General features: G+C 67.6%; 17 protein-coding genes and 2 pseudogenes. 5 read left to right on the forward strand and 14 right to left on the reverse strand.

Annotated elements, in window-relative coordinates; all coding sequences use genetic code 11:
- Position 1: 1 nt before the first annotated feature.
- The 7 genes and pseudogenes from ABCR94_RS36350 to ABCR94_RS36380 all read right to left on the reverse strand — a co-directional run.
- A pseudogene (locus tag ABCR94_RS36350) lies at positions 2-433 on the reverse strand (amino acid permease); the annotation flags it as partial.
- A gap of 270 nt (positions 434-703) precedes the next feature.
- The gene (locus tag ABCR94_RS36355) at positions 704-2,293 is read right to left on the reverse strand and encodes a site-specific integrase (RefSeq protein ID WP_347124870.1); all 1,590 of its coding nucleotides are present in this window, start codon (positions 2,291-2,293) and stop codon (positions 704-706) included.
- Positions 2,290-2,619 (reverse strand): helix-turn-helix domain-containing protein, encoded by a 330-nt coding sequence (locus ABCR94_RS36360; RefSeq protein ID WP_347124869.1) that lies wholly within the window; start codon positions 2,617-2,619, stop codon positions 2,290-2,292. The genes ABCR94_RS36355 and ABCR94_RS36360 overlap by 4 nt, the downstream gene beginning before the upstream one ends.
- Positions 2,619-3,695, reverse strand: a complete 1,077-nt coding sequence (locus tag ABCR94_RS36365; RefSeq protein WP_347124867.1) for a tyrosine-type recombinase/integrase — start codon at positions 3,693-3,695, stop codon at positions 2,619-2,621. The genes ABCR94_RS36360 and ABCR94_RS36365 overlap by 1 nt, the downstream gene beginning before the upstream one ends.
- Positions 3,696-3,840: 145 nt before the next feature.
- Positions 3,841-4,257, reverse strand: coding sequence for a Uma2 family endonuclease (locus ABCR94_RS36370; RefSeq protein WP_347125517.1), 417 nt, complete (start codon positions 4,255-4,257; stop codon positions 3,841-3,843).
- A gap of 158 nt (positions 4,258-4,415) precedes the next feature.
- Positions 4,416-5,615: a lipase family protein gene (locus ABCR94_RS36375; protein WP_521978622.1), complete on the reverse strand. Its 1,200-nt coding sequence runs from the start codon at positions 5,613-5,615 to the stop codon at positions 4,416-4,418.
- 298 nt (positions 5,616-5,913) lie between these two features.
- Positions 5,914-6,963 carry an AraC family transcriptional regulator gene (locus tag ABCR94_RS36380; RefSeq protein WP_347125519.1) on the reverse strand — a complete coding sequence of 350 codons (1,050 nt, stop codon included), beginning with the start codon at positions 6,961-6,963 and terminating at the stop codon, positions 5,914-5,916.
- Between the two features lie 101 nt (positions 6,964-7,064).
- Between ABCR94_RS36380 and ABCR94_RS36385 the strand changes: the two genes are divergently transcribed.
- Complete coding sequence (locus tag ABCR94_RS36385; protein WP_347125521.1) at positions 7,065-8,792, forward strand: AMP-dependent synthetase/ligase; 1,728 nt, start codon at positions 7,065-7,067, stop codon at positions 8,790-8,792.
- A 141-nt stretch (positions 8,793-8,933) separates the two neighbouring features.
- On the opposite strand, the gene ABCR94_RS36390 is transcribed toward ABCR94_RS36385, so the two are convergent.
- Complete coding sequence (locus ABCR94_RS36390; RefSeq protein WP_347125522.1) at positions 8,934-9,140, reverse strand: cold-shock protein; 207 nt, start codon at positions 9,138-9,140, stop codon at positions 8,934-8,936.
- A 308-nt stretch (positions 9,141-9,448) separates the two neighbouring features.
- Here ABCR94_RS36390 and ABCR94_RS36395 point away from each other — a divergent pair, with 308 nt between their 5' ends.
- Entirely contained in the window at positions 9,449-10,312 is an 864-nt protein-coding gene (locus ABCR94_RS36395) for a menaquinone biosynthetic enzyme MqnA/MqnD family protein (protein WP_347125524.1), read from the forward strand.
- 31 nt (positions 10,313-10,343) lie between these two features.
- Here the strand turns inward: ABCR94_RS36395 and ABCR94_RS36400 are convergent, their stop codons facing one another.
- Positions 10,344-11,417 carry an alpha/beta hydrolase gene (locus ABCR94_RS36400; protein ID WP_521978625.1) on the reverse strand — a complete coding sequence of 358 codons (1,074 nt, stop codon included), beginning with the start codon at positions 11,415-11,417 and terminating at the stop codon, positions 10,344-10,346.
- Between the two features lie 214 nt (positions 11,418-11,631).
- Here ABCR94_RS36400 and ABCR94_RS36405 point away from each other — a divergent pair, with 214 nt between their 5' ends.
- The 3 genes from ABCR94_RS36405 to ABCR94_RS36415 all read left to right on the forward strand — a co-directional run bounded on the left by ABCR94_RS36405 (position 11,632) and on the right by ABCR94_RS36415 (position 20,524).
- Complete coding sequence (locus ABCR94_RS36405) at positions 11,632-13,338, forward strand: serine/threonine-protein kinase (RefSeq protein WP_347125526.1); 1,707 nt, start codon at positions 11,632-11,634, stop codon at positions 13,336-13,338.
- A 108-nt stretch (positions 13,339-13,446) separates the two neighbouring features.
- Complete coding sequence (locus tag ABCR94_RS36410; protein ID WP_347125527.1) at positions 13,447-15,657, forward strand: protein kinase domain-containing protein; 2,211 nt, start codon at positions 13,447-13,449, stop codon at positions 15,655-15,657.
- Positions 15,658-16,066: 409 nt separating this feature from the next.
- Positions 16,067-20,524, forward strand: coding sequence for an FtsK/SpoIIIE domain-containing protein (locus ABCR94_RS36415; RefSeq protein WP_347125528.1), 4,458 nt, complete (start codon positions 16,067-16,069; stop codon positions 20,522-20,524).
- 85 nt (positions 20,525-20,609) lie between these two features.
- Here the strand turns inward: ABCR94_RS36415 and ABCR94_RS36420 are convergent, their stop codons facing one another.
- The 5 genes and pseudogenes from ABCR94_RS36420 to ABCR94_RS36440 form a co-directional block, all read right to left on the reverse strand.
- Positions 20,610-20,879, reverse strand: coding sequence for a WXG100 family type VII secretion target (locus ABCR94_RS36420; RefSeq protein ID WP_347125530.1), 270 nt, complete (start codon positions 20,877-20,879; stop codon positions 20,610-20,612).
- Between the two features lie 154 nt (positions 20,880-21,033).
- Complete coding sequence (locus tag ABCR94_RS36425) at positions 21,034-21,489, reverse strand: RDD family protein (protein WP_347125532.1); 456 nt, start codon at positions 21,487-21,489, stop codon at positions 21,034-21,036.
- A 10-nt stretch (positions 21,490-21,499) separates the two neighbouring features.
- Complete coding sequence (locus ABCR94_RS36430) at positions 21,500-21,766, reverse strand: hypothetical protein (RefSeq protein ID WP_347125534.1); 267 nt, start codon at positions 21,764-21,766, stop codon at positions 21,500-21,502.
- A 45-nt stretch (positions 21,767-21,811) separates the two neighbouring features.
- Positions 21,812-22,681, reverse strand: a complete 870-nt coding sequence (locus tag ABCR94_RS36435; protein ID WP_521978629.1) for a hypothetical protein — start codon at positions 22,679-22,681, stop codon at positions 21,812-21,814.
- Positions 22,682-22,705: 24 nt separating this feature from the next.
- Positions 22,706-22,964: pseudogene (locus ABCR94_RS36440) on the reverse strand (hypothetical protein); the annotation flags it as partial.

The following is a 22,964-nucleotide window of genomic DNA, read 5'->3' on the forward strand; positions in this document are numbered from 1 at the left end:
ACAGGGCCGTGTAGTTGAGCGCGGTCAGCGCCACCACTGCGGCCACCGCCACCGCGTGGGCCTGGCCGGGCCAGACATACGTGCCGACCGTGAGCGCCATGGCCGCGCAGGAAGCGGTCTTGCCGACCACGAACGCCCAGCCCGCCAGATAGCCCCAGAAGTCGCCCAGGCGTTCGCGGCCGTAGACGTAGGTGCCGCCGGACTGGGGATAAAGCGCGGCCAGCCGTGCCGAGGAGGTGGCATTGCAGTAGGCCACGACCGCGGCCAGAGCCATGGCGAGCAGCAGCCCCGAACCCGCGGCACCAGCCGCCGGGCCCAGCGCGGCGAAAATCCCGGCTCCGATCATCGAACCCAGACCGATCAGCACCGCATCGGACACCCCGAGTCGGCGCTTCAGCTCATCCGGGCCCGCAGAAGCCCCCGCCGTGTTCATCGCTCACTCCCGCCTGGACCATCACCTTGTTGTCGAACCCGGTGCACGGTAGCGGCACAAGATGTCCGGCCGGGGGGACGCGAGAGCGACAGCGATGCGTTCCGGGTCACGGCCACACGAAATCAAGATCAATCTCAGCGCCAACCGCTGTACCGCGGATACTCAACCCGGGCGACCCCCGCGAGTTCGCGGAAACTGAAGGTTCTTCAGCATGAACCCGAGGGCGTTCGGACCTGATCCTGGGGATGGACCCGTGGGTTCATGGTCAACTCACGGGGCTCTCTCGGCGGCCTGCTCCAGTAGCGCCCGCGCCGAGTCCGCGTAACGCATCGCGGTCTTCTCGTCGAGCCCGAACACCTCTGCGAGGTGGAGAGGATCGGGCCCGTGGGTCAGGGCCTCTTCGAGTTGCCGGTCGACGCGGAGCCGTTCCAGTGTCGCGTCCTGTCCGCGCATTGAGGAACTGATCCAGTGGTTGCTGGCGCGGTTGGTCTTGGTGGCGGTCTGGTTATTGATCAGCAGGTGGAGATTCGCCGTGTTCGGCCACCGGCTTCGCCGGTGCTCCAGCCAGTCCAGCAGCAGTTTCAGGGTGAGGTCATCGAGCGGGCGGACGCGTCCGGCGATGGTCAGTCGGCGGTTGCCGAGGTCGACGTCGTCGAGTATGAGCATGCCGATCTGGGCGACCCGGGCGGCATGGACGGCCGCGAGGGCGAGGATGAGCCGCGTCGCCGGTGTGGTGGCCGCCGCGACGGAGCGGTCGACCTGGGCGGGGACGAGCGGTTGCAGCAGGGCGTACTCGTACTGTCCGACCTTGATCCGACTGGTCGGGTTGCGGAAGATCAGCCCATTGCGCTTGGCCCAGATGAACAGCGAGCGCAGGGCCACCAGTTGGTCATGTCGCTGGTGGCCGTGCAGTGTCTTGACGTAGGTGAGGACGTCGTCGCGGGTCACTTCCCGTAGGTGGTCGTAGCGGTTCGACCACTCCAGCAGGGCCGGACGGACTCGGTTGAGGTAGAGCCAAACCGTTCCTTCCCGTCGTGGCAGGCTGCGGGGGCCGCCGTCGTGCAGGACGCGGGTCCAGCGCTCGGCTTCCGAGCGGATGCCGGGTGCGAGACCCTCCAGACGCTCGGCGAGCCAGCCCTCGAAGGAGGGCTCGCTGTCGTCCTCGAAGATTCCCATTTCCTCCAGAACCGTGACGACGTGGCCGAACCGCAGGTCCAGGGCCCGCAGCGGAGCGAAGAGCTCTGTGTGCCGGATGACGTCGTCCTCGACGTAGCCGGTGAGGACGAGGGCCAGGCCGCGGTTGACGGCGAAACGGATGCCGCGTCCCCAGCCACGGGCCTCGGCGAGCTGGTGGACGAGGTATTTCGCCCAGGCCAGCCACGGGTTGGCCAGGTCGGCGTCGGCTGGGGCGAGGCGGCCGTAGTCACGCGGGACCTGTCCGAACAGCGGCAGCTGTCTCCAGTCGGCATTCGGCCGCCAGGCCGGCGCGGGCGGCGGCTTCCGGACGGCTCCACGCCCTCCTCCGCGTCGCGCGACGGCGGGTGCAGATCCTCTGCGGTAGTGCAAGCCCATGAAGAACAGTTGGTGGTGCCGGACGGCGTTGAGCCGGTCTCTCACGTCGGCTTCGACCGGCGGCCGACCGACAGTGGTCTTGGCGTGGAGCCGGGCCTGGCACCAGCACAGACGGCAGTAACCCCACTTCAGTGGCTGGGTGCGGCGGCAGCCGACGCAGACGGCCGTCGCGTGGCTGCGGCCGAACATGTAGCAGGCAGGGCAGAGCCGTCCGCTGAAGTCGCCCCAGGCCAGGCAACCGTCGCAGGAGTCGGTCGGTTTGCAGTAGCCCTTCGGATATCGGCTCATGCAGGCGGCAGCGACCGGCCGTCGCGGCGCTTGGGTACCACCGCCGGAGCCAGTCCGGCGGCGCCGACAGCGGTCTGGGCGACGTCCTTCTCGCCGGGGCGGTTAACCTTCTGCGGTTCCGGGATCAGCAGGTCGCCGATCTCGCAGCCGAGCACGACACAGATGACGTCCAGGTCCTCCAGCTTGAGGGAGACGGGCTGCCCGGACCACAGCCCGGACATCTTCCCGGCCGAGATCGCCAATCCGTGCTCGGCCAGGCTCCGCTGGAGCTCAGACGCCTTCCAGACCCCTTTGTTCGCGGCGGTCAGCCGCAGGTTCCACCTCATCAGACCAATCCTTCCAGCCGCTTCGCGGCCCGTTCCATCCCGGCGACCCAGGCGTCCTCGACCCGGGTCTGCTGGACGTGGATGTATCGCATCGTGGTGGCGATCCATGAGTGTCCCAAAACCTCCTGGATTGCGAGCAAGTCCAGCCCGTTTCCGTAGAGTTGGGACGCGCAGAAATGTCGCAGGACGTGCGGTGTCAGCTTCTTGCCCCACCCAGGCAGGTGCACTTTGGCCGCGTCCTTGAGCCCCTTGCGCAGGGCGTCGTCGCCCACCCGACGCGAGGACCCGTCGGCGTTCTTGCGTTCGGAGGGAAACAGTGGGGCGCCGGGGCGGGTGTGGTCGTCGTCGAACTGGCCCCAGACGTCCTCGATGAACCACCGAAGTGTCCGGTCGGCGCCGTTGATCAGCGGCACCATCCGCTCGCGCGGACCCGATCCGCGGGCGCCCTTGCCGTGGCGGACGTGGAGCTTGCCGAAGCGGCCCAGGTCCCACTTGATGTCCGCCAGGTCGAGCCCACATGCCTCGCTCACTCGCAGGCCGACCTGGGACAGCAGCTTCGAGGCGGTGTAGTTCCTGGCGGTAGGGGCGAACTTGCGGCAGGTGGCCAGCTCACCGCCCCAGCCGGTGAAGAGCGTTCCGACCTCCGGCTCGCTCGGTGGAATCCGCAGCTGGGCATCCTTCGCGCCGCGCGGCTTGTTCATCTCGTCGATCGGGCACTCGACGACCCGGCCGGTCATCCGGTGCAGCTCGACCTTGTGCCGCAGCTCCAGAAACATGAAGTACGTGGTCAGCGCCTGCGACCGGGCCAACCGGGTGCCGCTCGGCGAGACGCGCAACACCTTCCCGAAGTACGCGTCGGCATCAGCCGGCTCCATATCCCACAGCGGTCTGCCGAACCAGGACCTGATCTGGTCCAGGTGTCCGACGTCCCCGCGGATCGTGCCGTCCGCCAAGCCCGCCGAGGCCCGCGCAAGAACGAACCCGGACAGCACGTCGGTCTCGAACCGCTCCAGCTCCTCCGCCGACGCGGGCGCCCAGTGCTCACGCAGATCCCGTACAACTGCCAGCGCCGCCAACCCGAGCCCCCTCACCTTCGGCCCGACTGCGGATCGGTCGGACCCAGTGAGAACGCTTCAAGATTCCTGAAGTTACGTCACAGAGTCGAAGAGCACCCGAAGGGGGAACAACCACCTGGCCACGGGCACGGGGACTCACGGGGGCTCAGGGGAACTCGCGGGATGTCGCACAGATGCCCATGACCGGGTAGTCGCGAACCTTGTCCACATAGTCGTTCGCCGGGTTGGAGGGGGAGACCACCTCCACGACCAGGGCCACGGCGCTCGCGTCGATCGCACCCATGGTCTTCATCGCGGCTTCGTCGACGACGACGACGTCGGGGCGGCGCATTTTCGCTGCCAGCGGGCACTCGATGTCGGCGGTATACGCAGCAAGGCCGTCGTCGAGCTGCTGCGCGAGCTGGTTCGTGACGCGCATCGCGTTGAGGTCGTGTGCGCCCGACGGGCTCATCATCATGACGATCTGGCCGTTGCTGATCTCCACGTGCGGACTGAACGGCGCAGGTGGTTCGAAGCGATCGGCAAATTCGCGCAAATGCTGATAGATCGACAGCTCGGTCATGCTGCCACGTTAATGACTATTCAGTCATATAACGTGGGCTGTTCGGAGCGGTAAGGCCATGATGTGCCGTACGTGTGAGAGCGCGGCCGTATCCATTCCAGGTACCGAAACGGACCCGGCCGCGCCGCGCCGACTACCCCCGCCTCGGCGGCGTCACGTCAGCAGTTGCCGTTCGTGGGCCGACCTGCGAAGCGGTCGCCCAGCCAGTCCATCGCCGGGAACGCACCGATCGTCACCCCGCCGATGTGGCCGAGCAGCGGGTGGGAGCGCCACTGGACCTTGGCACCCTTCGCGCACCAGTCGGCGCGCAGCTGCTTGCCGACGTTGTACGGGATCAGCTCGTCGAGGCCGCCGTGGTAGAGGTACACCGGGTGGTCCGGGGCGTGGGAGCCGAGCTTCGACTCGTTCAGGCGCCGCTGCCAGTCGGGCTCGTTCAGCGGGTTCTTGACCGTGACGTCGGAGATGCGCTGGAAGAGGCCGGCGACGGTGTCGACCGCTACGCAGTTCTTCTTCATGAAGTCGACGTACTTGCGGCCCTTGTCGTTGAGGTACGAGTCGAGCTTCAGCTCGGGGAACGCCGCGTTCTGGCCGGTCGCGGCCATCAGGATCAGCCCCGCGCCGATGTTGCCGTCGTTGAAGTCGGCGACCTTGAGCAGATCGGCCGGTACACCGCCGGTCGCGGTGCCCTCGACCTTGAGCTCGGGGGCGTACGAGTCATGCAGTTCGGCGGCCCAACTGGAGGCCTGGCCACCCTGCGAGTAGCCCATGATGCCGACCGGGGAGTCCTTGGACAGGCCCGCCTCCGGGTGGCGGAGCGCGGCGCGCGCCGCGTCCAGGACGGCCTGGCCCTCCGCCTTGCCGACCGTGTAGGTGTGGTCGCCCGGGGTGCCGAGGCCCTCGTAGTCGGTCACGGCCACGGCCCAGCCGCGCAGCACGGCCTGATTGATGAGGTTGGCCTCGACGGTGGTGCCCTTGGGGAAACCCGCGCTGGGCGCGCACTGGTCGGCGAGGCCGACCGTACCGACCGCGTACGTCACCAGCGGGCGCGGCCCCTTCCGGCCGTCCTTGGGCACGATGACCGTGCCGGATACGACGTTGGGCGCGCCCTTGGCGGTGGTGGAGCGGTAGGTGATGTGCCAGGAGTCAGTGTTCGTCGGCTGGCCCGGCAGCGGATGGAACGAGGTCCGGGCGGAGCTGACGATGTCGCCGGGGGCGGCGGCGGAGGCTTGCGCGGCGGTCTCGGCGGGTGCGTCCTGGGCGACGGCCGTGGGTGCGGCGGACGTGAAGGCGAGTGCGGCCAGGGTGGCCACCACCCTGTTCCTGATGTGCGTGCGGCTCGTGCGGCTCATGCGGCTCATGCGGCTCTCCCAACGTTCCTGTGGGGGCTGGGCTCGTTGCCGAGACCGTAGTGACTGACCAGTAGGTACGGAGCTGACCGGGAAGCTCAGCTTTGCTGACCCTGAATTCCAAATTCCAACAGAGAGATCCAATGCCGGGCCGCGTGACACGTTCGACCCAGCCGCGGATGTGTACGACCGGGCCCGCCCCGCTTGACCGCCGCCGCTGGTCGGGGGCCTGCGGGCGCGAGCGGAGCGGGCCCCGGACGGCCGCGTCCCGGAGACCGGTCCCGGCACCGGCAGGTTGACGGTGGGTCGATCAGCTCGAACGAGGCGCTTCGCCCCCGCGCCCGTACGCCGCCCCCGCGCCGATCACCCGGTACGCCCCCGGCGTCGTCCCCGTCCAGCGGCGGAAGGCCCGGTGGAAGGACGTGTCCTCCGAGAAGCCGAGCCGCGCCGCCAGTTCCGCGATCGGCTCCCGGCCCTCCGCCAGGCCCGCGATGGCCGCGTCCCGCCGAACGGCGTCCTTGAGTTGCTGGAACGACGTGCTCTCCAGCTGGAGCCTGCGCCGCAGCGTCGCCGGGCTGACCGCCAGGCGCGCCGCCGCCTCGCCGAGGGACGGCAGGCGGGGTGACACCCGCAGCGACTGGGCCAGGTCGCGGCGTACCTGCTCGGCCACCGTCGTGCCGTACTCGCGCCGACTGAGCAGTTCGAAGGGGGCGCCGCCGAGCATCGCGTCGACCGCGGGCTCGTCGCGTATCAGCGGGGCCGTGAGCCAGTGGCTGTCGAAGCCGGCGGCCGTACGGTCCGTGCCGAAGCGGACCGGGCAGCCGAAGAGGGTGTCGTACTCGTCCTTGTGCGGCGGCGGCGGATAGTCGAAGTCCGCCCAGCGCAGCGGGATACGACGGCCGATCAGCCAGCTGCACAGCCGGTGCCAGATGATCACCAGGCACTCGGTGAGGAAACGGTCCTCGTCCCGGCCGAGGTCGTTGCGGACACTGAACACCGCCTCGCCGCCGCCGCGTTGGAGTGCGAGATCGGGCCCGCCGGGAAACAGCCCGTAGAACGCGGTCCCGCGCTCGATCGCCGACCCCAGATCACGGCACCCCAGCAGCGCGTAACACATCATCGCGAACGTGCCGGGCCGGCTCGGGGCGGGGCCGAGGCCCAGAAACTCGTCATCGGTCGCGCGGTACAGCGCCCTGAACAGGCGGGCGAACTGGGCGGCGGTGACACGCGCCCGGTCGTCACCGAGCAGCAGGGGCGGGATGTGACCCGCCTGGAGCAGCGGCACGGTGTCGATGCCACGGCGCTCGGCGCCGCGCAGCACGGCCCGTACGTGGTGCACGGTGATCGTCCGCTTGGCCATGGTCATGGACGGTAGCCGCCCCGGCACTGAGCGCCAAGGTCAGCGGTGGTGACGTTTCCGGTCATCCCGGCAGGACCGCAAACGTATCTACCGTCGAGTACATGACTCGACGACGGCCTGACACGCTCGCGGAGTTCACCGAGTGGGCGGGCGAGCGGTACGCGGACCATCCGGCGCTGCGGTTCAAGGGGCCCACCGGTGACTGGGAGTCGGTCTCGTACACCGAACTCCGTGATGTCGTACGGGAGACCGGGCGCGCCCTGATCGGCGGGCTCGGGGTGGCGCCGGGCGACCGGGTCGCGATCCTCTCCGAGACGCGCCCCGAGTGGACGTACGCGCACTTCGCGGCGTTCGCGGCGGGCGCGGTGGTGGTGCCCGTCTATCCGACGGCGGGCGACGAGGAGCTGGCCTGGGTGCTCGGCGACTCCGGCGCGTCCGTCGTGATCTGCGAGAACGCGGCGCGGGCGGCCAGGGTGGAGGGCGTACGCGCCGGGCTGCCCGCGCTGCGCCACGTCGTCCTCATCGATGCCCTGCGCGCGGTGCCGGCGCCCGCGCCGCTGGCCGAGCTGCTCGACCGGTGCGCCGCAGTGTGCGCCGACGACCCGGCGGAGATCGTCTACACCTCGGGGACCACGGGCCCGCCCAAGGGCTGCCTCCTCACCCACGCCAACATCGCCGCCGTACTCGACGCGAATCTCGACCTGATCGAGGGCGGCCCCGGCGACCGCACGTACCTGTACCTCCCGCTCGCCCATCTCCTCGCCCAGCTCATCGAGTTCACCACCGTCCTGCACGGCAGCGAGCTCTGCTACTTCGGCGGTCGCATCGAGGACGTGGTGAGCGAGCTGGCCGAGGCCCGGCCGACTCATCTCCCTTCCGTCCCCCGCCTGTTCGAGAAAATCCACTCGGTGGTCCTGTCGCTCGCGGAGTCGCAGGAGGGCGGTCGCGAGCGCTTCACGGAGGCGGTACGGATCGGGGTGCTCGCCGCGGACGGGCAGCTGCCCGAAGAGCTCAAGGGTGCGTACGAGGAGGCCGATCAGCGCCTGTACAGCCTGGTCAGGGCGGCCTTCGGCGGCCGGCTGCGCTGGGCGCTGACCGGAGCCGCACCGATCGCGCCGCAGACGCTGGACTTCCTGCGGGCGTGCGGCATCGCGGTCTTCGAGGGGTACGGGATGACCGAGTCGGGTGGCGTGATCTCGCTCAACCACCCGGGCGCGGTGCGCTACGGCACGGTCGGCCGCCCGATCGCGGGCTGCGAGGTGCGGATCGGGGAGGACGGCGAGGTACTGGCACGCGGCCCGATGGTCTTCCCCGGCTACTACGGCAACGAGCAGGCCACCCGCGAGACGCTCGACGCGGACGGCTGGCTGCACACGGGGGACCTGGGGGCCCTGGACGAGGACGGCTACCTCTCGATCACCGGCCGCAAGAAGGACCTGATCATCACGTCCTCCGGCAAGAACCTCACGCCCTCGCAGGTCGAACTGGCCGTACAGCAGTCCCGGTTCGTCTCGCACGCGGTCCTGGTGGGCGACCGCCGCCCGTACCCCGTCGCACTGATCACGCTCGACGCGGACGAGGTGACCGGCTGGGCCACCAGGACGGGCCACGACCCGGCCGACCGCGACGCGGTACGGACCCTGGTCCAGGAGGCGGTGGACACGGCGAACGCCCAGGTGTCGCGCCCGGCCCGGATCCGCGCGTTCGCGGTCCTTGAGGAGGACTTCACGGTGGACAGCGGGGTTCTCACGCCGACGCTGAAGGTGCGACGGAAGGCGGTGACGGAGCGGTACGCGGGGGTGATCGAGGCGCTGTACGCGGACGGGTGAGCGGAGGCGAGCGGAGGGGCGAACAGTCTCTCCGAGCAGGCCCGGCACAGGCAGGGGCCCTGTTCCTCTCTGCCTGGGCGGAGAGGAACAGGGCCCCTTGAGTACTGCTAATTCGACCGCGATCCGGTCGGTCCGGGCAAACTAGTTGGCCGGGGTGACATTCTCCGCCTGCGGGCCCTTGGGGCCCTGCGTGACGTCGAAGTTCACGAGCTGGTTTTCCTCAAGCGAGCGAAAGCCAGACGCGTTGATCGCGGAATAGTGGACGAAGACATCCGGGCCGCCGCCGTCCTGGGCGATGAAGCCGAAGCCCTTTTCAGCGTTGAACCACTTGACGGTTCCGGTAGCCATAAGCCCTCCCATGGGCCAAAGGGTTGCCCTGCTCCAGAACCTGCAAGAAGTCTGAAAACTACAAAAGCCTGCGGCGTCACATGCTCCGCAGGCTCTGTACTGCAAGGGAAACCAAACTGCAACTTGCGGCGAGCGTAGCACGCGCCATCAGGCAAGCGGTAGAGGGAAAGATCACCTCATACGGATGTTTGGTACGGGTGCTCGAAGGGCTTCTGGAGGGGCGCTGGAGAGGCGCCTGAAGGGATGGCCGGACGGGCAGGAAGGCCCCCGGCGTCACTATCCGAGACGTACGGGGCTAGCCTCACGATGTGGACAATTCAACTGCTGCCGACCACCGTCGCAGCCGGCCACGTGTCGGCCACATCCAGTTCCTCAACTGTGTGCCTCTGTACTGGGGGCTGGCCCGTACCGGAGCGCTTCTCGACTTCGAGCTGACGAAGGACACCCCTGAGCGGCTCAGCGAACAGCTGGTGCGCGGCGACCTCGACATCGGTCCCGTCACCCTCGTGGAGTTCCTCCGCAGCGCCGACCAGCTTGTGGCCTTCCCCGACCTCGCGGTCGGTTGCGACGGCCCCGTCATGTCGTGCGTGATCGTTTCGAAGCTGCCGCTGGAGCAGCTCGACCGGGCGCGGGTCGCGCTCGGTTCGACCTCGCGTACGTCCGTACGTCTGGCCCAGCTGCTCCTCGCCGAGCAGTACGGCGTACAGCCCGACTACTACACGTGTCCGCCGGACCTCGGCGTGATGATGCAGGAGGCGGACGCGGCCGTGCTGATCGGCGACGCGGCCCTGCGCGCCTCGCTGCACGACGCCCCGCGCCTCGGCCTTCAGGTCCATGACCTGGGGAAGATGTGGAAGGACTGGACGGGCCTGCCGTTCGTCTTCGCGGTGTGGGCGGTGCGCAAGGACTACCTGGAGCGCGAGCCGGTCATTGTGAAGCAGGTGCACGAGGCGTTCCTGGCCTCCCGCGACGTATCGCTGGAAGAGGTGACCAAGGTCGCCGAGCAGGCCGCCCGCTGGGAGGTCTTCGACGCGGAACTGCTGGAGCGGTACTTCACGACGCTGGACTTCCGCTTCGGTCCCGACCAGCTCAAGGGCGTACGGGAGTTCGCCCGGCGCACCGGAGCGACGACCGGGTACCCGGCGGACGTCACGGTGGAACTGCTCGGCTGAGACCCGCGCGCTGGCATCTGCCCGGTGGCCGTTACGGGGCCGGAATGGGCCCCTGCATGTGCCGACTGATCCACTGGACGGTCCCGTCCCCCATGCCCTTCACATACGTCTTGGCGTTGTGCTCGCCACCCTTGATGACCTGGAGGCGGGTCTTCACCGGCCCCTTGCCGTACGTCTTGACGAACGTGCGCAGGCTGCCGAGCCCCGACTCCTCCGTGCCGACCTGGAACGCCAGGTAGACGTCCTTGCGGCTCGGCCCTGCTGGCTGCGCGGCGAGCGCCTTCGCCAGCCGCTCCGGGTTGTTGGCCTGCCGCTCCTTCTCGTGGCCCGCCCACAGCGGGGAGTCGGGCACGGTGTCGGGGCCCGAGGCGATCACGGCCTTGAACCGGTCGGGCCGCTTGAGTACCGACTTGAGGCCGACGAAGCCGCCGGACGACGAACCCATGAAGGCCCAGCCGTCGCGGGACTTGAACGTACGGAAATTCGCCCGGACGAAATCGGGAACGTCGTCCGTCATCCAGGTGCCCATTTTCGGCTGACCCGGAATGTCACTGCCGTCGTAGTAGTTCTTGTCGTCCGGGTTGAGTACGGGCATCACCACAATGAACGGAAGGCTCTTGCCCTCCTTCGACCACTTGCCGATACTGCTCTGCAGCTTGAGATCGGTGCCCATCCAATAGTTATTGGGATAGCCGTTGCCACCGGGCAGGGCGATGAGGACGGGAAAGCCGCTCTTCGCGTACTTCGGGTCGAAGTACTGCTTGGGGGCCCACACCCATACCTTGCCGGTGAATCCCGACTTCTTTCCGTACAGCGTGGTGACGCCGATCTTGGTGCCGTCGTCGAGTGAGTTCTCGGTGGTGAACTGCGCGCGCGGGCCGGTCGGCAGCAGCGTCTTCGCGCCGACGCGAGCGGGGGCGGCCCGGTCGGTCGCGCCCTTCTCGGGGCCGCCCGCCGCAGCCGTGGCGCCGGAGTTGTCGAAGGTGACGGGGTCGCCCTGGTCGGAGCAGCCGGTGGCGAGGACTGCGGAGGCGAGGGTGGCGGCGGCGAGGGTGGCGGCGGCGAGGGTGGCGGCGACTATGAGGGCGCCGGGCAGACGTTTCACGGGGGACGCTCCGAGGGATGTTCCAGCATTCCAGCATTCCAACTTTTCCAGCATTCCGGACAACATGCTGAATTACGCCCAGGGAGATGGGTGTCGGAGCGCTTTGGTTGGCTGCCCGGCCCACTCGGCTGTGGTGATCCGGAACACGCCTCGCCTACGCTGCTCGGTACGAGGTGGGGGGCGGCCGATGGGGCGGATGGAGCCAAGGGGACTGATGGGACCGATAGAGCCACCGTCGCGCCTCCCCAGTCCGCCACTCCAGCCGCTCGAAGCGGGCGAACCGCAGACCATCGGTGCGTACCGGCTGCTCGGCCGGCTCGGCGCGGGCGGGATGGGCCGGGTCTATCTGGGGCGCAGTGCGGGCGGACGTACGGTCGCGGTCAAGGTCGTGCACCCCCACTTCGCGCGAGACGAGGAGTTCCGGGCGCGCTTCCGCCGCGAGGTGGCGGCGGCGCGGCTGGTCGGCGGCGCCTGGACGGCGCCCGTCCTGGACGCTGACCCCGACGCCTCCGTGCCCTGGGTGGCCACCGGCTATGTGGCGGGCCCGTCCCTCACCCAGGCGGTCACCGGGCACGGGCCGCTGCCCGAGCATGCGGTACGGACCCTGGGCGCGGGACTCGCGGAGGCGCTGGCGGCGGTGCACGAACTCGGCCTCGTACACCGCGATGTGAAGCCGTCGAACGTGCTGCTGACGATCGACGGCCCCCGCCTGATCGACTTCGGCATCGCCCGCGCCACGGACTCCACCGCCTCGCTCACCTCGACCGGCGTCTCGATCGGCTCACCCGGCTATATGTCGCCCGAGCAGATCCTGGGCAAGGGCGTGACGGGCGCGGCCGATGTCTTCTCGCTGGGCGCGGTCCTCGCGTACGCGGCCCTGGGAGCGGCGCCCTTCCCCGGTGACTCCTCGGCGGCGCTGCTCTACAAGGTGGTGCACGAGGAGCCCGAACTGGGCTCACTGCAGGGCGACTTGCGCGAGCTGGTATCGGCCTGCCTGGCGAAGTCCCCGGAGTCGCGCCCGTCCCCGACGGAGGTGGCGGCCCGGCTGGCCCCGGGCGGCGCGGCGGAGCTGGTGGCGTCGGGCTGGCTGCCGGGCCCCTTGGTGGCGGAGGTCAGCCGCTCGGCGGTGCGGCTGCTGGACCTGGACGCGGGTCCGGAGGCGGCGGGCGCGGGGCCGACGGGGTCGGGCCTGGTGCCGTTCACCAACAGCTCGGTGGACAAGGCGGATCCGGTACCCGGCTTCGGCCCGCCGGACCCGTCGTACGGCAACTGGCCACGCGAGAGCGGCGTACCGCCCCGCCCCCGGCCCCGGCCGGCTGAGCCGGGGAAGCGCCCGGCGGGCCGCCTCTCCTTCTCCCTCACGACCACGAACGAACCAAATGCCTCCCCCGAAGCGGGTGTTCGGGGACGGCGCCGAAGCTGCTCACTGGTCCTGGCGGTCGCGGGTGCGCTGGCCGTGGCGACGATCGGCGGCGTCTTCGTCCTGGACCTGCTGCCGGGCGGCTCCGACGCCGGCGACAAGAGCGGCAGCAACGAAGCACCCCCGGCCGCCGCCAACGCCGTCCCGAAGGCCTTCGCCGGCACCTGGACGGGCCAACTCACCGCGAACGCGGGCCTGCCCGGCGGCACGTACACGGTGGAGATCGAAACGGGCAGGACGGGCGAGGACGTCACGAAGGCAACAAACACCCTGGGCCCGCTGAAGTGCAGCGGGATCGGCCGCCTGGAAAAGGCGACCCCGAAGGAGATCCGCGTAACGTCCCGCACGGACCCGACGCGCACCAACACCCCGGGCTGCACGACGGGCACGGCGACGATCACCTACACCCTGGAGCGGGACGGCTCACTGACGCTCACGTCGTGGGGGGCGGGGGTGGGGTCGGGGGAGCCTACGGGGGTGCTGCGGCGGCGGGGGGAGTGACGGGGCCCGGTCAATTCCGATTCCCTGCGCCTCTACTGTGGCTGTGGACCTAGAACGCGCGACATACGTAAGACACATACGTACGACACATACGTACGCTACGAACGGGTGAAGACGACCATGGAGCCACTGCAGCCGGACGACCCGCAGGAGTTGGGGAGCTACCGGCTTCTGAGCCGACTGGGCGCGGGAGGCATGGGCGTTGTCTATCTGGCCCGGTCGCCCGGGGGACGCACCGTGGCGGTGAAGGTCGTACGCCAGGACCTGGCGGCGGACCCGGGCTTCCGTCAGCGCTTCCGGCACGAGGTGGAGATCGCCAAGGCCGTCTCGGGCCGCTATACGGCACCGGTGGTCGACGCCGCCCCCGACGCTCCTCTGCCGTGGCTCGCGACGGCGTATGTCCTGGGTCCCGACCTCACGGACGTGGTCGCGACACATGGCGCCCTGCCGGAACGTACCGTGCGCGCTCTGGGTGCGGGTCTCGCGGCCGCGCTCCAGGAAATCCATGCGGCCGGCCTGATCCACCGGGACATGAAGCCGTCCAATGTGCTGCTCGCAGCCGATGGCCCTCGTGTCATCGACTTCGGTATTGCCCGTGCCGTCGACGGAAGTCGTATGACACAAACGGGAGTTGTGGTCGGGTCTCCCGGCTACATGCCCCCGGAACAGGCGCTCGGCAGGGATGTGGGCACGGCCGGTGATGTCTTCTCGCTCGGCGTGGTCCTGGCGTTCGCGGCCACCGGCCGTAATGCCTTCGGTGACCTGGCCCCGGCCGCGATGCTCTACCGGGTCGTGCACGAGGAGCCCGACCTGACCGGCACACCGCCCCTGCTGACGGGCCTGATCCGTGCATGCCTGGCCAAGGACCCGACGGCGAGGCCGACCCCCGCCGAGATCGTCGGCTCCCTCGCCCCGGGCGGTACTGGTGAGGTCCTGGTGGACTGGCTCCCGTCCGCGGTCTCGTCGACGATTGCGACGCACGCCTCACGCATCCTGGATCTGGAGACCCCGGCACACGGCGTGCCCCCGACGCCGTACGGTCCGCCGCCGACGTTCGTCGACGCGTCGTCGCAGTCGACCCCGGTTCAGCTGGGCGGGCCGGCCCCAGCCCCGGCCGCTTCCCGCCGCCGCTTTCTGGGACTCGCGGGGGGTGGCGTCGCGGGGGTTGCGATCGCGGGCACGGGTGGGGCCTGGTGGCTGTCGCGGGGCGACGCGACGAAGGGTAAGGCCGGCGGCAAGACCCCGGGAGCGAGTGGTGAGCCCGAGGTTTTCACGACCCCGCCGAATGGCGTGGCCCCACAGCCGCTGTGGCACGAGTCGGTCTCCGTGGACACCCTCAGCCCGGACCGGCGACTGCTCATCCATGACGGGATGCTGCTGATCAGCGGCGACCCGCTGGTGGCGTACGACGTGAAGACGGGCAAGCCACGCTGGACCCGCAAGGGCATAACGCCAGCGGGCTCGCCCCTCCTGCTGGCCGGGGGAAGGCTGTTCCTCCTCAGCACCGAGTTCGACGGTGCCGTCGTCGGGCTCGACGCGAAGACGGGCAAGGAAGTCTGGCGCAGCCGCCTGGGCGAGGAGATGAGCGCCGGGTCGACCATCGCCGTGGACGATACGAATGTCTACGTGACTGCCACCGTCAACGACGGCAGTACCCGCGACTCGCTCACGGCAGTCGCCGCCATCAGCCACCGCACGGGCAAGGTCGCCTGGACCCAACGGCGCGACCAGGGAACCGACGACTACGACGTCGCGGGCACGGTCGTCGGCAATCGCTTCGTCTACACCGACTCGAACTTCAATCTGACGGTGCGCGACACCGCCAAGGGCCGCCAGCTCTGGAGCCGGAAGATCGGCGACGACCTGGAGTGGACCCCGGAAGTACACAGCGGTCTGGTCTTCGTCCCGGGCGACACCCTGCGCGCCTTCGACGTGGCGACGGGCAAGCTCCGCTGGACGCTGTCGCCCAGCGGTCGGCGCGGCTTCAAGGAGCCGATGGTCGTCGACGGCGTGCTGTACGTCGCCGACTACGACCAGGGCGTATGGGCCGTCGATCCGAAGTCGGGAACGAAGCGCTGGCTCTGCGAAGAGCCGGGCGCACGAAGGGCGCCGACCGAGTACGTCCGCCTCGGCAGCACGCTGTACGGGGCGTCGTACGACGACGACGGCGGGCTCTTTGCCCTGGACCTCAAGACCGGCAAGCCCCGCTGGACGTACAACGACAACAACGGCTCGGGGGAGCAGTGGCACGTCGTGCTCTCCGGTAAGCGGCTGCTGGCCACACACGGGGGCGAGATCTACGCGTTGCCGGCGGTCTGAGCCGGGACAGCTGTGAGATCGGTACTTCTATAGCATCGAGGGCATGCCTGAGATGAGTACGTCGGTTCATGAGACACGGTTCTACTGGACGCCCTTTACTCGACTGGCACCTCACGTCGACCATGACGCTTTTCTTGCCAGACGTTGCATCAATCTGTGGAGGCTTGACCGCGAGGCCCTCACCAAAGCGGCGCAAGTGTTCGCCCTCGGGGTGCCGGTACAGGACATTTCAGGCTCGGTATAGCGGGGCATGGCGTAATTGCCCGAAAAGCAACTGTTGGTATGCAGTGGTCCTGCGCGGACGCACAGCTCACCGGTGCCTCGATCGCCTGTGGCGCGGGTTAGCCTCGGTGGAATAGCGCTGACAGATCACAACTGATGGTGCCCGAACGGGGAGGGAGCTGTCGCGATGCGAGTACGGGTGACTGTGGTCCGGGAAGGAACCGCAGAGCAGGACGCGGCCATCGTCGTTGACGAGGGCGCGACTGTTGCTGAGGTGGCGGCGGCAGTGGGACGGCTTGTGGCGCCCAGTGCCTTTCCGCACTTCCCAGGAGCCGGGGGCACCGTCACAGCGTTCGCGCCTCGTGCTGCCGCCCGGCAGAGCGCCGGTGAGAAGTTGACGCTCTGGGTGGACGGTCGGCGCTGCGACCCGACTGCCCCGGCCAGTGATGTGCTCCGGGACGGCGCGCGTATCTCCACCGACGACTCCATCGGCCCGTTCATGACGGCGAGTGAACCGATGGGCCGGTACGAGGTCAGAGTGTGCGGCGGGCTCGGATCGGGCCGGGTGGCGCGGCTGTCGATAGGAATCAGCACCATCGGCTCGGCCACCACCTCGACCGTCGCGGTTGCCGATCCCGAACTGCCGGACAACGCGGTCAGGGTCGCCATCGACGCCAAGGGGCGAGTCGAGGTAACCCCACAGGGCGGCGCGCAGGTGAGCCTTGACGACAAGCCCGTGACCGGCGCCCAGGAATGGCATCCCGGTGAGCTGCTGAAGGCCGGCGAGTCGCTCTTCAGCCTCGATGAACCCGGTATGCCCGACGCGCACCTCTCTGCCGCCGGTGAGGGCGGCCTTGCCTATAACAGGCCGCCCCGCTTGATGTCGCCCAGACAAAGGCCCCGGCTGGTGGTGCCGGCGGCCCCGATCAAAGGTGAGGGCGTCAGATTTCAGCTGATCGCCACGGTGTTGCCTTTCTTCTTCGGCCTGGGGATGTACTTCGTCACCAAGCAGGTCTACATGCTGCTGTTCTGTCTCATGTCACCGCTGATGATGATCGGGCAGTGGGTGAGCGACCGACGGCACGGAAAGAAGCAACACCGCGTAGCCGTCAAGGAGTTCAAGCAGGCGAAGGCAGATCATGAGACCGAGGTGCAGCGTCTGGGCGAGCTCGATCAGCATCGTCGTAGAGACGCTTTCCCCGACCCCGGGCAACTGCTTCTTTTTGCCACCGGACCGCGTCGGCGCCTGTGGGAACGGAGAATCACCGACCCGGACGCCATGCACTTGAGGGTGGGGTTCAGCGACCTTCGCGCGGACATCGAGCTGGTCAACACCTCCGCGGCCAGGGGCGACGCGGCAGATCCCGAGCCGCCGGTCGTGAACAACGTTCCGGTGCCCCTGCCCTTTGCCGAACTCGGCGTGGTCGGGATCGCCGGCGATCGTCCAAGAGCCATCGCCACCGCTCGATGGATGACAGCGCAGGCAGCGGTACTGCACAGCCCGCGGGACCTGTCGTTGGTGGTACTGACATCAACTGCGGACGCTGCTGAAAACTGGCGTTGGGCCCAATGGCTCCCCCATACCTCGCCCCAGCAGGGGCAGGAGTGCGTCGCACTCATCGGCGCGGATTCCGAAACCATCTCGCGCCGGGTCAATGAACTGCTGGCCGAGCTCGCCCGCCGCCAGGCAGTTGCCCGCGACAACGGCGGCCTGGCCGCACTGCGCCCTGAGCCCCATGTGCTCGTGGTGCTGGACGGTGCGCGTCTCCTGCGCCGTGTGCCCGGTGTACCGCAGCTCCTCCAAGAAGGCCCGAGCCAGGGGATCTTCGCGCTGTGTGTCGATGAGGACGAGCGTCTCCTCCCCGAGGAGTGCAGCACTGCCGTGTGCTGGACACCCGAATCGCCGAGCCGGGTACACCTGCGTGGGTACGGATACGAAGCCGTGGGACAGGTGCTCGCCGATCAGGTCACCACCCAGTGGTGCGACCGGGTGGCGCGCGCACTTGCTCCTGTCCGGGACGTCAGCCGTGACGATGCCGACAGCGCGCTGCCGACTGCCGCACGACTGCTCAACCTGCTCGGAATGCCGGACCCGCGCGGTGAGGACATCGCCGCCGTCTGGGAGCGGGGTGGCTCCACGACCGAGGTGACGATCGGCCTGGCGGCGGATGGGCCGTTCACGCTCGATATCCGGCGTGACGGACCGCATGCTCTGATCGCGGGTACCACCGGTGCCGGTAAATCCGAACTCCTCCAGACCATCATTGCTTCATTGGCCGTCGGCAACACCTCGGACGCTCTCAATTTTGTGCTGATCGACTACAAGGGCGGCAGCGCATTTCAGGACTGCGCAAGGCTGCCGCACACCGTCGGTATGGTCAGTGACCTCGATGCGCATCTGACCGAACGCGCGCTTGCTTCGTTGGCCGCCGAGTTGAGACGGCGCGAAGAGATTCTCTTCGAAGCTGCGACGAAGGACATCGAGGACTACAACGATGCCCGGCGGATCCGGCCCGAACTGGAGCCCATGCCGAGGCTGGTCCTGATTATCGATGAGTTCGCCTCATTGGTCGCTGAACTCCCGGACTTCATCGCCGGACTTGTGGACATCGCACGCCGTGGGCGTTCTCTGGGTGTGCACTTGATCCTTGCGACACAGCGGCCCGCAGGCGTGGTGAGCGCCGATATCCGGGCGAACACCAACCTTCGCATCGCACTCCGTGTCACTGATGCCGATGAGTCGCGCGACGTCATCGACTCCCCGGACTCCGGGACGATTTCCAAAGCGACCCCCGGGCGGTGTTACGTACGCTCCGGTTCGCAGTCTCTTGTCGGAGTCCAGTCCGCGCGTATTGGTGGACGGCGACCCGGTGCCGCTTCGGCGCCCCGGACGACGTTGAGCCCCCTGGGATGGCTGACAGTGGGCCGGCCCATGCCCCGGGGGGCGCAGGGGGACGGCGATGACGGCACGATGGTCACCGACCTGGCTGTGCTCGTCGACGCCATCCGTGCGGGTGCCGACAAGATGGGCCTGGCAGCGCCCCGGAGCCCGTGGCTTCCGCCGATTCCTCAACAGGTGGTCCTTGCGGAGCTCCCGGCAGTTCCCGCGGCGCAACCAGGGGCCGACACCGTGCGGCCGGCGCCCTTCGGCCTCACCGACCTTCCTGCTCAACAGGCGCGTGCACCGCTCGCGCTGGATCTTGCCGATGGCGAACACCTCTTGATCGCGGGGGGACCGCGGTCCGGACGCTCCACTGCTCTGCGCACGATCGCCGGATCGCTGGCGAACAGCGCTTCGCCGAGCGATGTCCACATCTACGGCATCGACTGCGGTGCCAACGCACTGCTTCCTCTTGCCGGCCTCCCCCACTGCGGAGCGGTGGTGACCCGTGACCAGACAGCGCGCGTCGATCGTCTCCTGGGGCGCCTCCTGGCCGAGGTTTCCCGGCGGCAGATGCTGCTGGCCGAATGCGGTCAGTCGAGCGCCGCGGAGCAGCGGTCAGGTGCGGAACCGTCGGAACGCCTGCCTTGGATGGTTCTCCTGGTGGACGGATGGGACGCCTTCAAGGTCGCCTTCGAGAACTATGACTACGGGCGGCTTGTCGAGTCGGCCAAGAGGCTCTTCCGCGAAGGAGCCGCTGTCGGTCTGAAGGTGGTCCTGACCTCGGATCGCAGCGGGTTCACCGGCGAGATCGCCAGTTCCTTCGGAGACCGTTTGGTTCTCAGACTCGCGGATCCCACTGACTACACCTATGCGGGTATCTCGTCGAGGGATGTACCCAAGGAGATGCTGCCCGGTCGGGCCCTGCGAGCGACGGACGACGGGGTGCAGGAGACCCAGATCGCGTTGCTTGCAGATAATCCGTCGGGGCAGGCCCAGGTGGCAGCGATCCAAAGTATCGCCAGAGACGTGGCACAGCTTTACGAACGCCAGACCCTCAGCCAAAGGCCCATTCGCGTGGATGTGCTTCCGGTACGAGTCGCCGCCTCCGAGGCGATGGGCCTGCAGTCGGACTTCCTTCCCCCCTCTCCCCTTTGGGCGCTCTTCGCGGTGGGTGGAGATGAACTCCAGCCCATTGGCGTGGACTTGGAGGAAGCAGGCCCGGGATTTGTCATCTCAGGTCCACCGAAGTCCGGGCGGTCCAGCACGCTGATGGCCGCAGCGCGTTCCCTGCTGCGCAACGGAACGAAGGCCATCCTCATCACGCCGCGGCGTTCCCCGCTACGCGATCTGGCGGCAGAGCAAGGAGTGCTTGGAGTCCTCGACGGTGAAAGCACGCCGGACGACCTTGAGGCCCTGACAGCCACTGCGGGTGGTGAGTTCGTGGTCCTTGTCGATGACGCCGAGCTGATTTATGACACGCCTCTTGATGAGGCGCTGGAGGAAGTCATCCGACGTGGCATGGATGGTGGGCAGGCGGTTATCGCGGCCGGCGCCGTCGATACCCTGTCCTCTCAGTACCGTGGTTTTGTTGTGCAGGCGCGGCGTTCGAGAAACGGCCTGCTGCTGTCGCCACAGGGCTCGCAGGACGGTGAGATGTTCAACATCCGGCTGCCATCGAACTCTGAAGGCGGGCCGACCGGGCGAGGCCTCTTTGTCAGAGGTGGAGAAATCGTGCCGGTACAGGCCGTCCTCCCGGACTGACGGGTTGTCGGAAACACAGTTGGCCGGTGCACCAGAAGGTGCACCGGCCAACTGCGTATCTGTCAGACATCTGACAAGGGATCAACTAGTCGTTGATGGTGTCGTTGTCCTTCGCCGCCTTGTCGGTTTCCTGACGGGCGTTGTCGAGCGACGTAAGGAAGCTCGTCAGCGACGGCTTCAGCTTGTCCCACTCGTCACGAAACCTGTTGGCGCGCTGGCCCTTCCAGAACTCCTCGCTCGACTTGGTCCCGGTGGTCAGGGCGCGGACCAGTTCATCGAGGTTGTTGTGCTGGGTCTTGAAGGTACCGGAAAGACTGCGGAGTCGCGTAGTGTCCGCACCTTTGAGGGTCGTCATTTGGTTTCTCCCCGCGCATGGATATCGACGGACGTTCCGTCTGTATGGTCAACGCTACCGCAGTAGCGGCGCATTCGTCATCCTCGTATGCAACTCGCCTAAAGAGGCGATTGCCGAGAGGGCGGTGATATTAGTTGTGCGCCACGGTGTTCCTTCAGGCGGTTCGGCGTTTGTGCCGTACGACTCTCACGCCCAGTGCGTCCTGTTGCTCGACATCGCTATTGGCCGCGACATGAATCGGAACAAAAACGACCATCCAGTAGATACCGAATAGCCAGCGACCGGTCAGCGGCCAGAAACGGGGCCTCCCGGCGTCAAGAGCCCGAACCACCCGGAGTCCCGTGAGGAACTTTCCGATACTGACTCGTGCCGAGAACGTCAGGAGCACGTGGTTGACGAAAGAAAAGGCAATCGCCATGGCGAGTGCCACTCCCCAGAACCGGGGAGAGGTGGGGTGGAGAATCAATAGACCGTCCCTGACCTCGCTGCCCGAAGCGAGCCCGACGGCAACTCCGGCGAACAGAGCGAGTGCGGCATCAGTGGCAGAAGCGATGATTCGACGCCCTGTGCCAGGTCGAATCAGCTCCTCGGGCGACGATGTGTTGGTCATCCGTGGACTGCTAATTTCCGGTTCCCGCCTTCTTCTTTTCCGTCTCTTCCTTTTCTATCCTCGTCAGCGCTTTATCGATCTCTGCGCGTGCAGTCGCCAACGTATCCTTGATGCTTTTCTTGTGTGTCGCCCATTCCCCGCGGAATCGATCGCTCTTCGGCCCCTTCCACGTGGCATGCCCGCAGAGCGTCTGGACATTGTCCATGGTCTGCTCTATTTCATCGGCAAACTTCTTGAGCCGACGAACGTCCTCCCGGCAGTCACTCTCACGCGACATGGCGATGTCCCCTTCGGCTGATGGCAGCTCTGGCTGATGGCGGCTTTATGCGTCGGTGGGGCTGATCAAGCGCAGAATCATTCGACGCAGCGTCGACGAGCCGACCGGGCGGGCTTCGATGCCCGTGGGGGCGTCTGGCTTCTCGACCAGCACAGTCCAGACCTTCTCGTCGGTCGCGTAGGTCGTGAGCAGAGGGCCGGGCGCATCGGACAGAAGCACCAATTGACCAACAACCATGGCGTTGTTGATGGCCTCGCTCAGTGGGCCACCGAGGTTGTCCTCGTCGAGTTGACCCGGTGTGAGCTTCTGGGTGCGCCCGTCCTTGTCGGCCACATCGAACGGGTCGACGAAGAGCTGTACGAGTTCGGCGACGTCGTCTGCATGGTTGGCCAGGGTGAACATGTGGAGACCACCAGAAGTGATGCGTTCCACGAGGTACAGATCTTCGGCATGGATGTAGACGAACGCGTGCGCTGCCCCACGCGAGGTCTGCTGCTCGACAGCCAGGGCCCTGCCGGCCGTTCGGCGCAGCGTGAGAGCCAGGCTCACCTCCGGCGTGATCCGCATGTCAACGTCGACCTGCCCCCGGGCGGGCTGTTCGGTAGTCGCGTTTTCGCTCGTCGATGACTCGGCGCTGCGGACCAGTGCATCCAGCTCTTCGATATTGTCAATTTCCACGGCCTGGCGTGAGACCAGTGACCGCAGAGCCGTGGCGTACGCCCACTCGCGCTCCTGAGCCGATAGCTTCTCAAGATGCGGGGTGGGGGCCACGCATTCGATGAGGGAATCTGGGTCGAGTATGGCGATCTCTTCGTCGGTGAGCCGGAGAAGCGGCTGTGAGCCTCCTTCGGAGAGGGCATCGCCCAGGAGTTGACGAAACTCCTGAAGGTCCATGTCGAGCTCTTGCTTGGGCATAGTGAATGCTCGATTCTTTGTTCTTTACCAGAAGGCGAACTTCTTGATGATGCTCGGTTCGATATTATTAACCGCGCCTCTTACTCCGTTGTAAATCTCGACTCCCTTGTCCTTGATCTCTCCAACTCTCTTGGTTGTGGCATTCCAGGCCTTCTTGGCTCCGGCCTTGACGTCGTCGCCCCACTTGTCCCAAGCCCAACTGCCCAGGAAGTAGGCACCGGCGACTCCCAGTGCAACCCAGCCGACCACCGGAATTGCGGCGGCGACTGCGCCTGTTACTCCC

It is taken from the genome of Streptomyces changchenzhani (assembly GCF_039766235.1).
Taxonomy (GTDB): Bacteria; Actinomycetota; Actinomycetes; order Streptomycetales; family Streptomycetaceae; genus Streptomyces.

Coding starts and splice junctions, on each gene's coding strand:
- ABCR94_RS36355 (WP_347124870.1), bottom strand. CDS start 2,293: ATGAGCCGATATCCGAAGGGCTACTGCAAACCGACCGACTCCTGCGAC.
- ABCR94_RS36435 (WP_521978629.1), bottom strand. CDS start 22,681: ATGCCCAAGCAAGAGCTCGACATGGACCTTCAGGAGTTTCGTCAACTC.
- ABCR94_RS36425 (WP_347125532.1), bottom strand. CDS start 21,489: ATGACCAACACATCGTCGCCCGAGGAGCTGATTCGACCTGGCACAGGG.
- ABCR94_RS36370 (WP_347125517.1), bottom strand. CDS start 4,257: ATGACCGAGCTGTCGATCTATCAGCATTTGCGCGAATTTGCCGATCGC.
- ABCR94_RS36360 (WP_347124869.1), bottom strand. CDS start 2,619: ATGAGGTGGAACCTGCGGCTGACCGCCGCGAACAAAGGGGTCTGGAAG.
- ABCR94_RS36420 (WP_347125530.1), bottom strand. CDS start 20,879: ATGACGACCCTCAAAGGTGCGGACACTACGCGACTCCGCAGTCTTTCC.
- ABCR94_RS36415 (WP_347125528.1), top strand. CDS start 16,067: ATGCGAGTACGGGTGACTGTGGTCCGGGAAGGAACCGCAGAGCAGGAC.
- ABCR94_RS36380 (WP_347125519.1), bottom strand. CDS start 6,963: ATGGCCAAGCGGACGATCACCGTGCACCACGTACGGGCCGTGCTGCGC.
- ABCR94_RS36390 (WP_347125522.1), bottom strand. CDS start 9,140: ATGGCTACCGGAACCGTCAAGTGGTTCAACGCTGAAAAGGGCTTCGGC.
- ABCR94_RS36405 (WP_347125526.1), top strand. CDS start 11,632: ATGGGACCGATAGAGCCACCGTCGCGCCTCCCCAGTCCGCCACTCCAG.
- ABCR94_RS36385 (WP_347125521.1), top strand. CDS start 7,065: ATGACTCGACGACGGCCTGACACGCTCGCGGAGTTCACCGAGTGGGCG.
- ABCR94_RS36375 (WP_521978622.1), bottom strand. CDS start 5,615: ATGAGCCGCATGAGCCGCACGAGCCGCACGCACATCAGGAACAGGGTG.
- ABCR94_RS36430 (WP_347125534.1), bottom strand. CDS start 21,766: ATGTCGCGTGAGAGTGACTGCCGGGAGGACGTTCGTCGGCTCAAGAAG.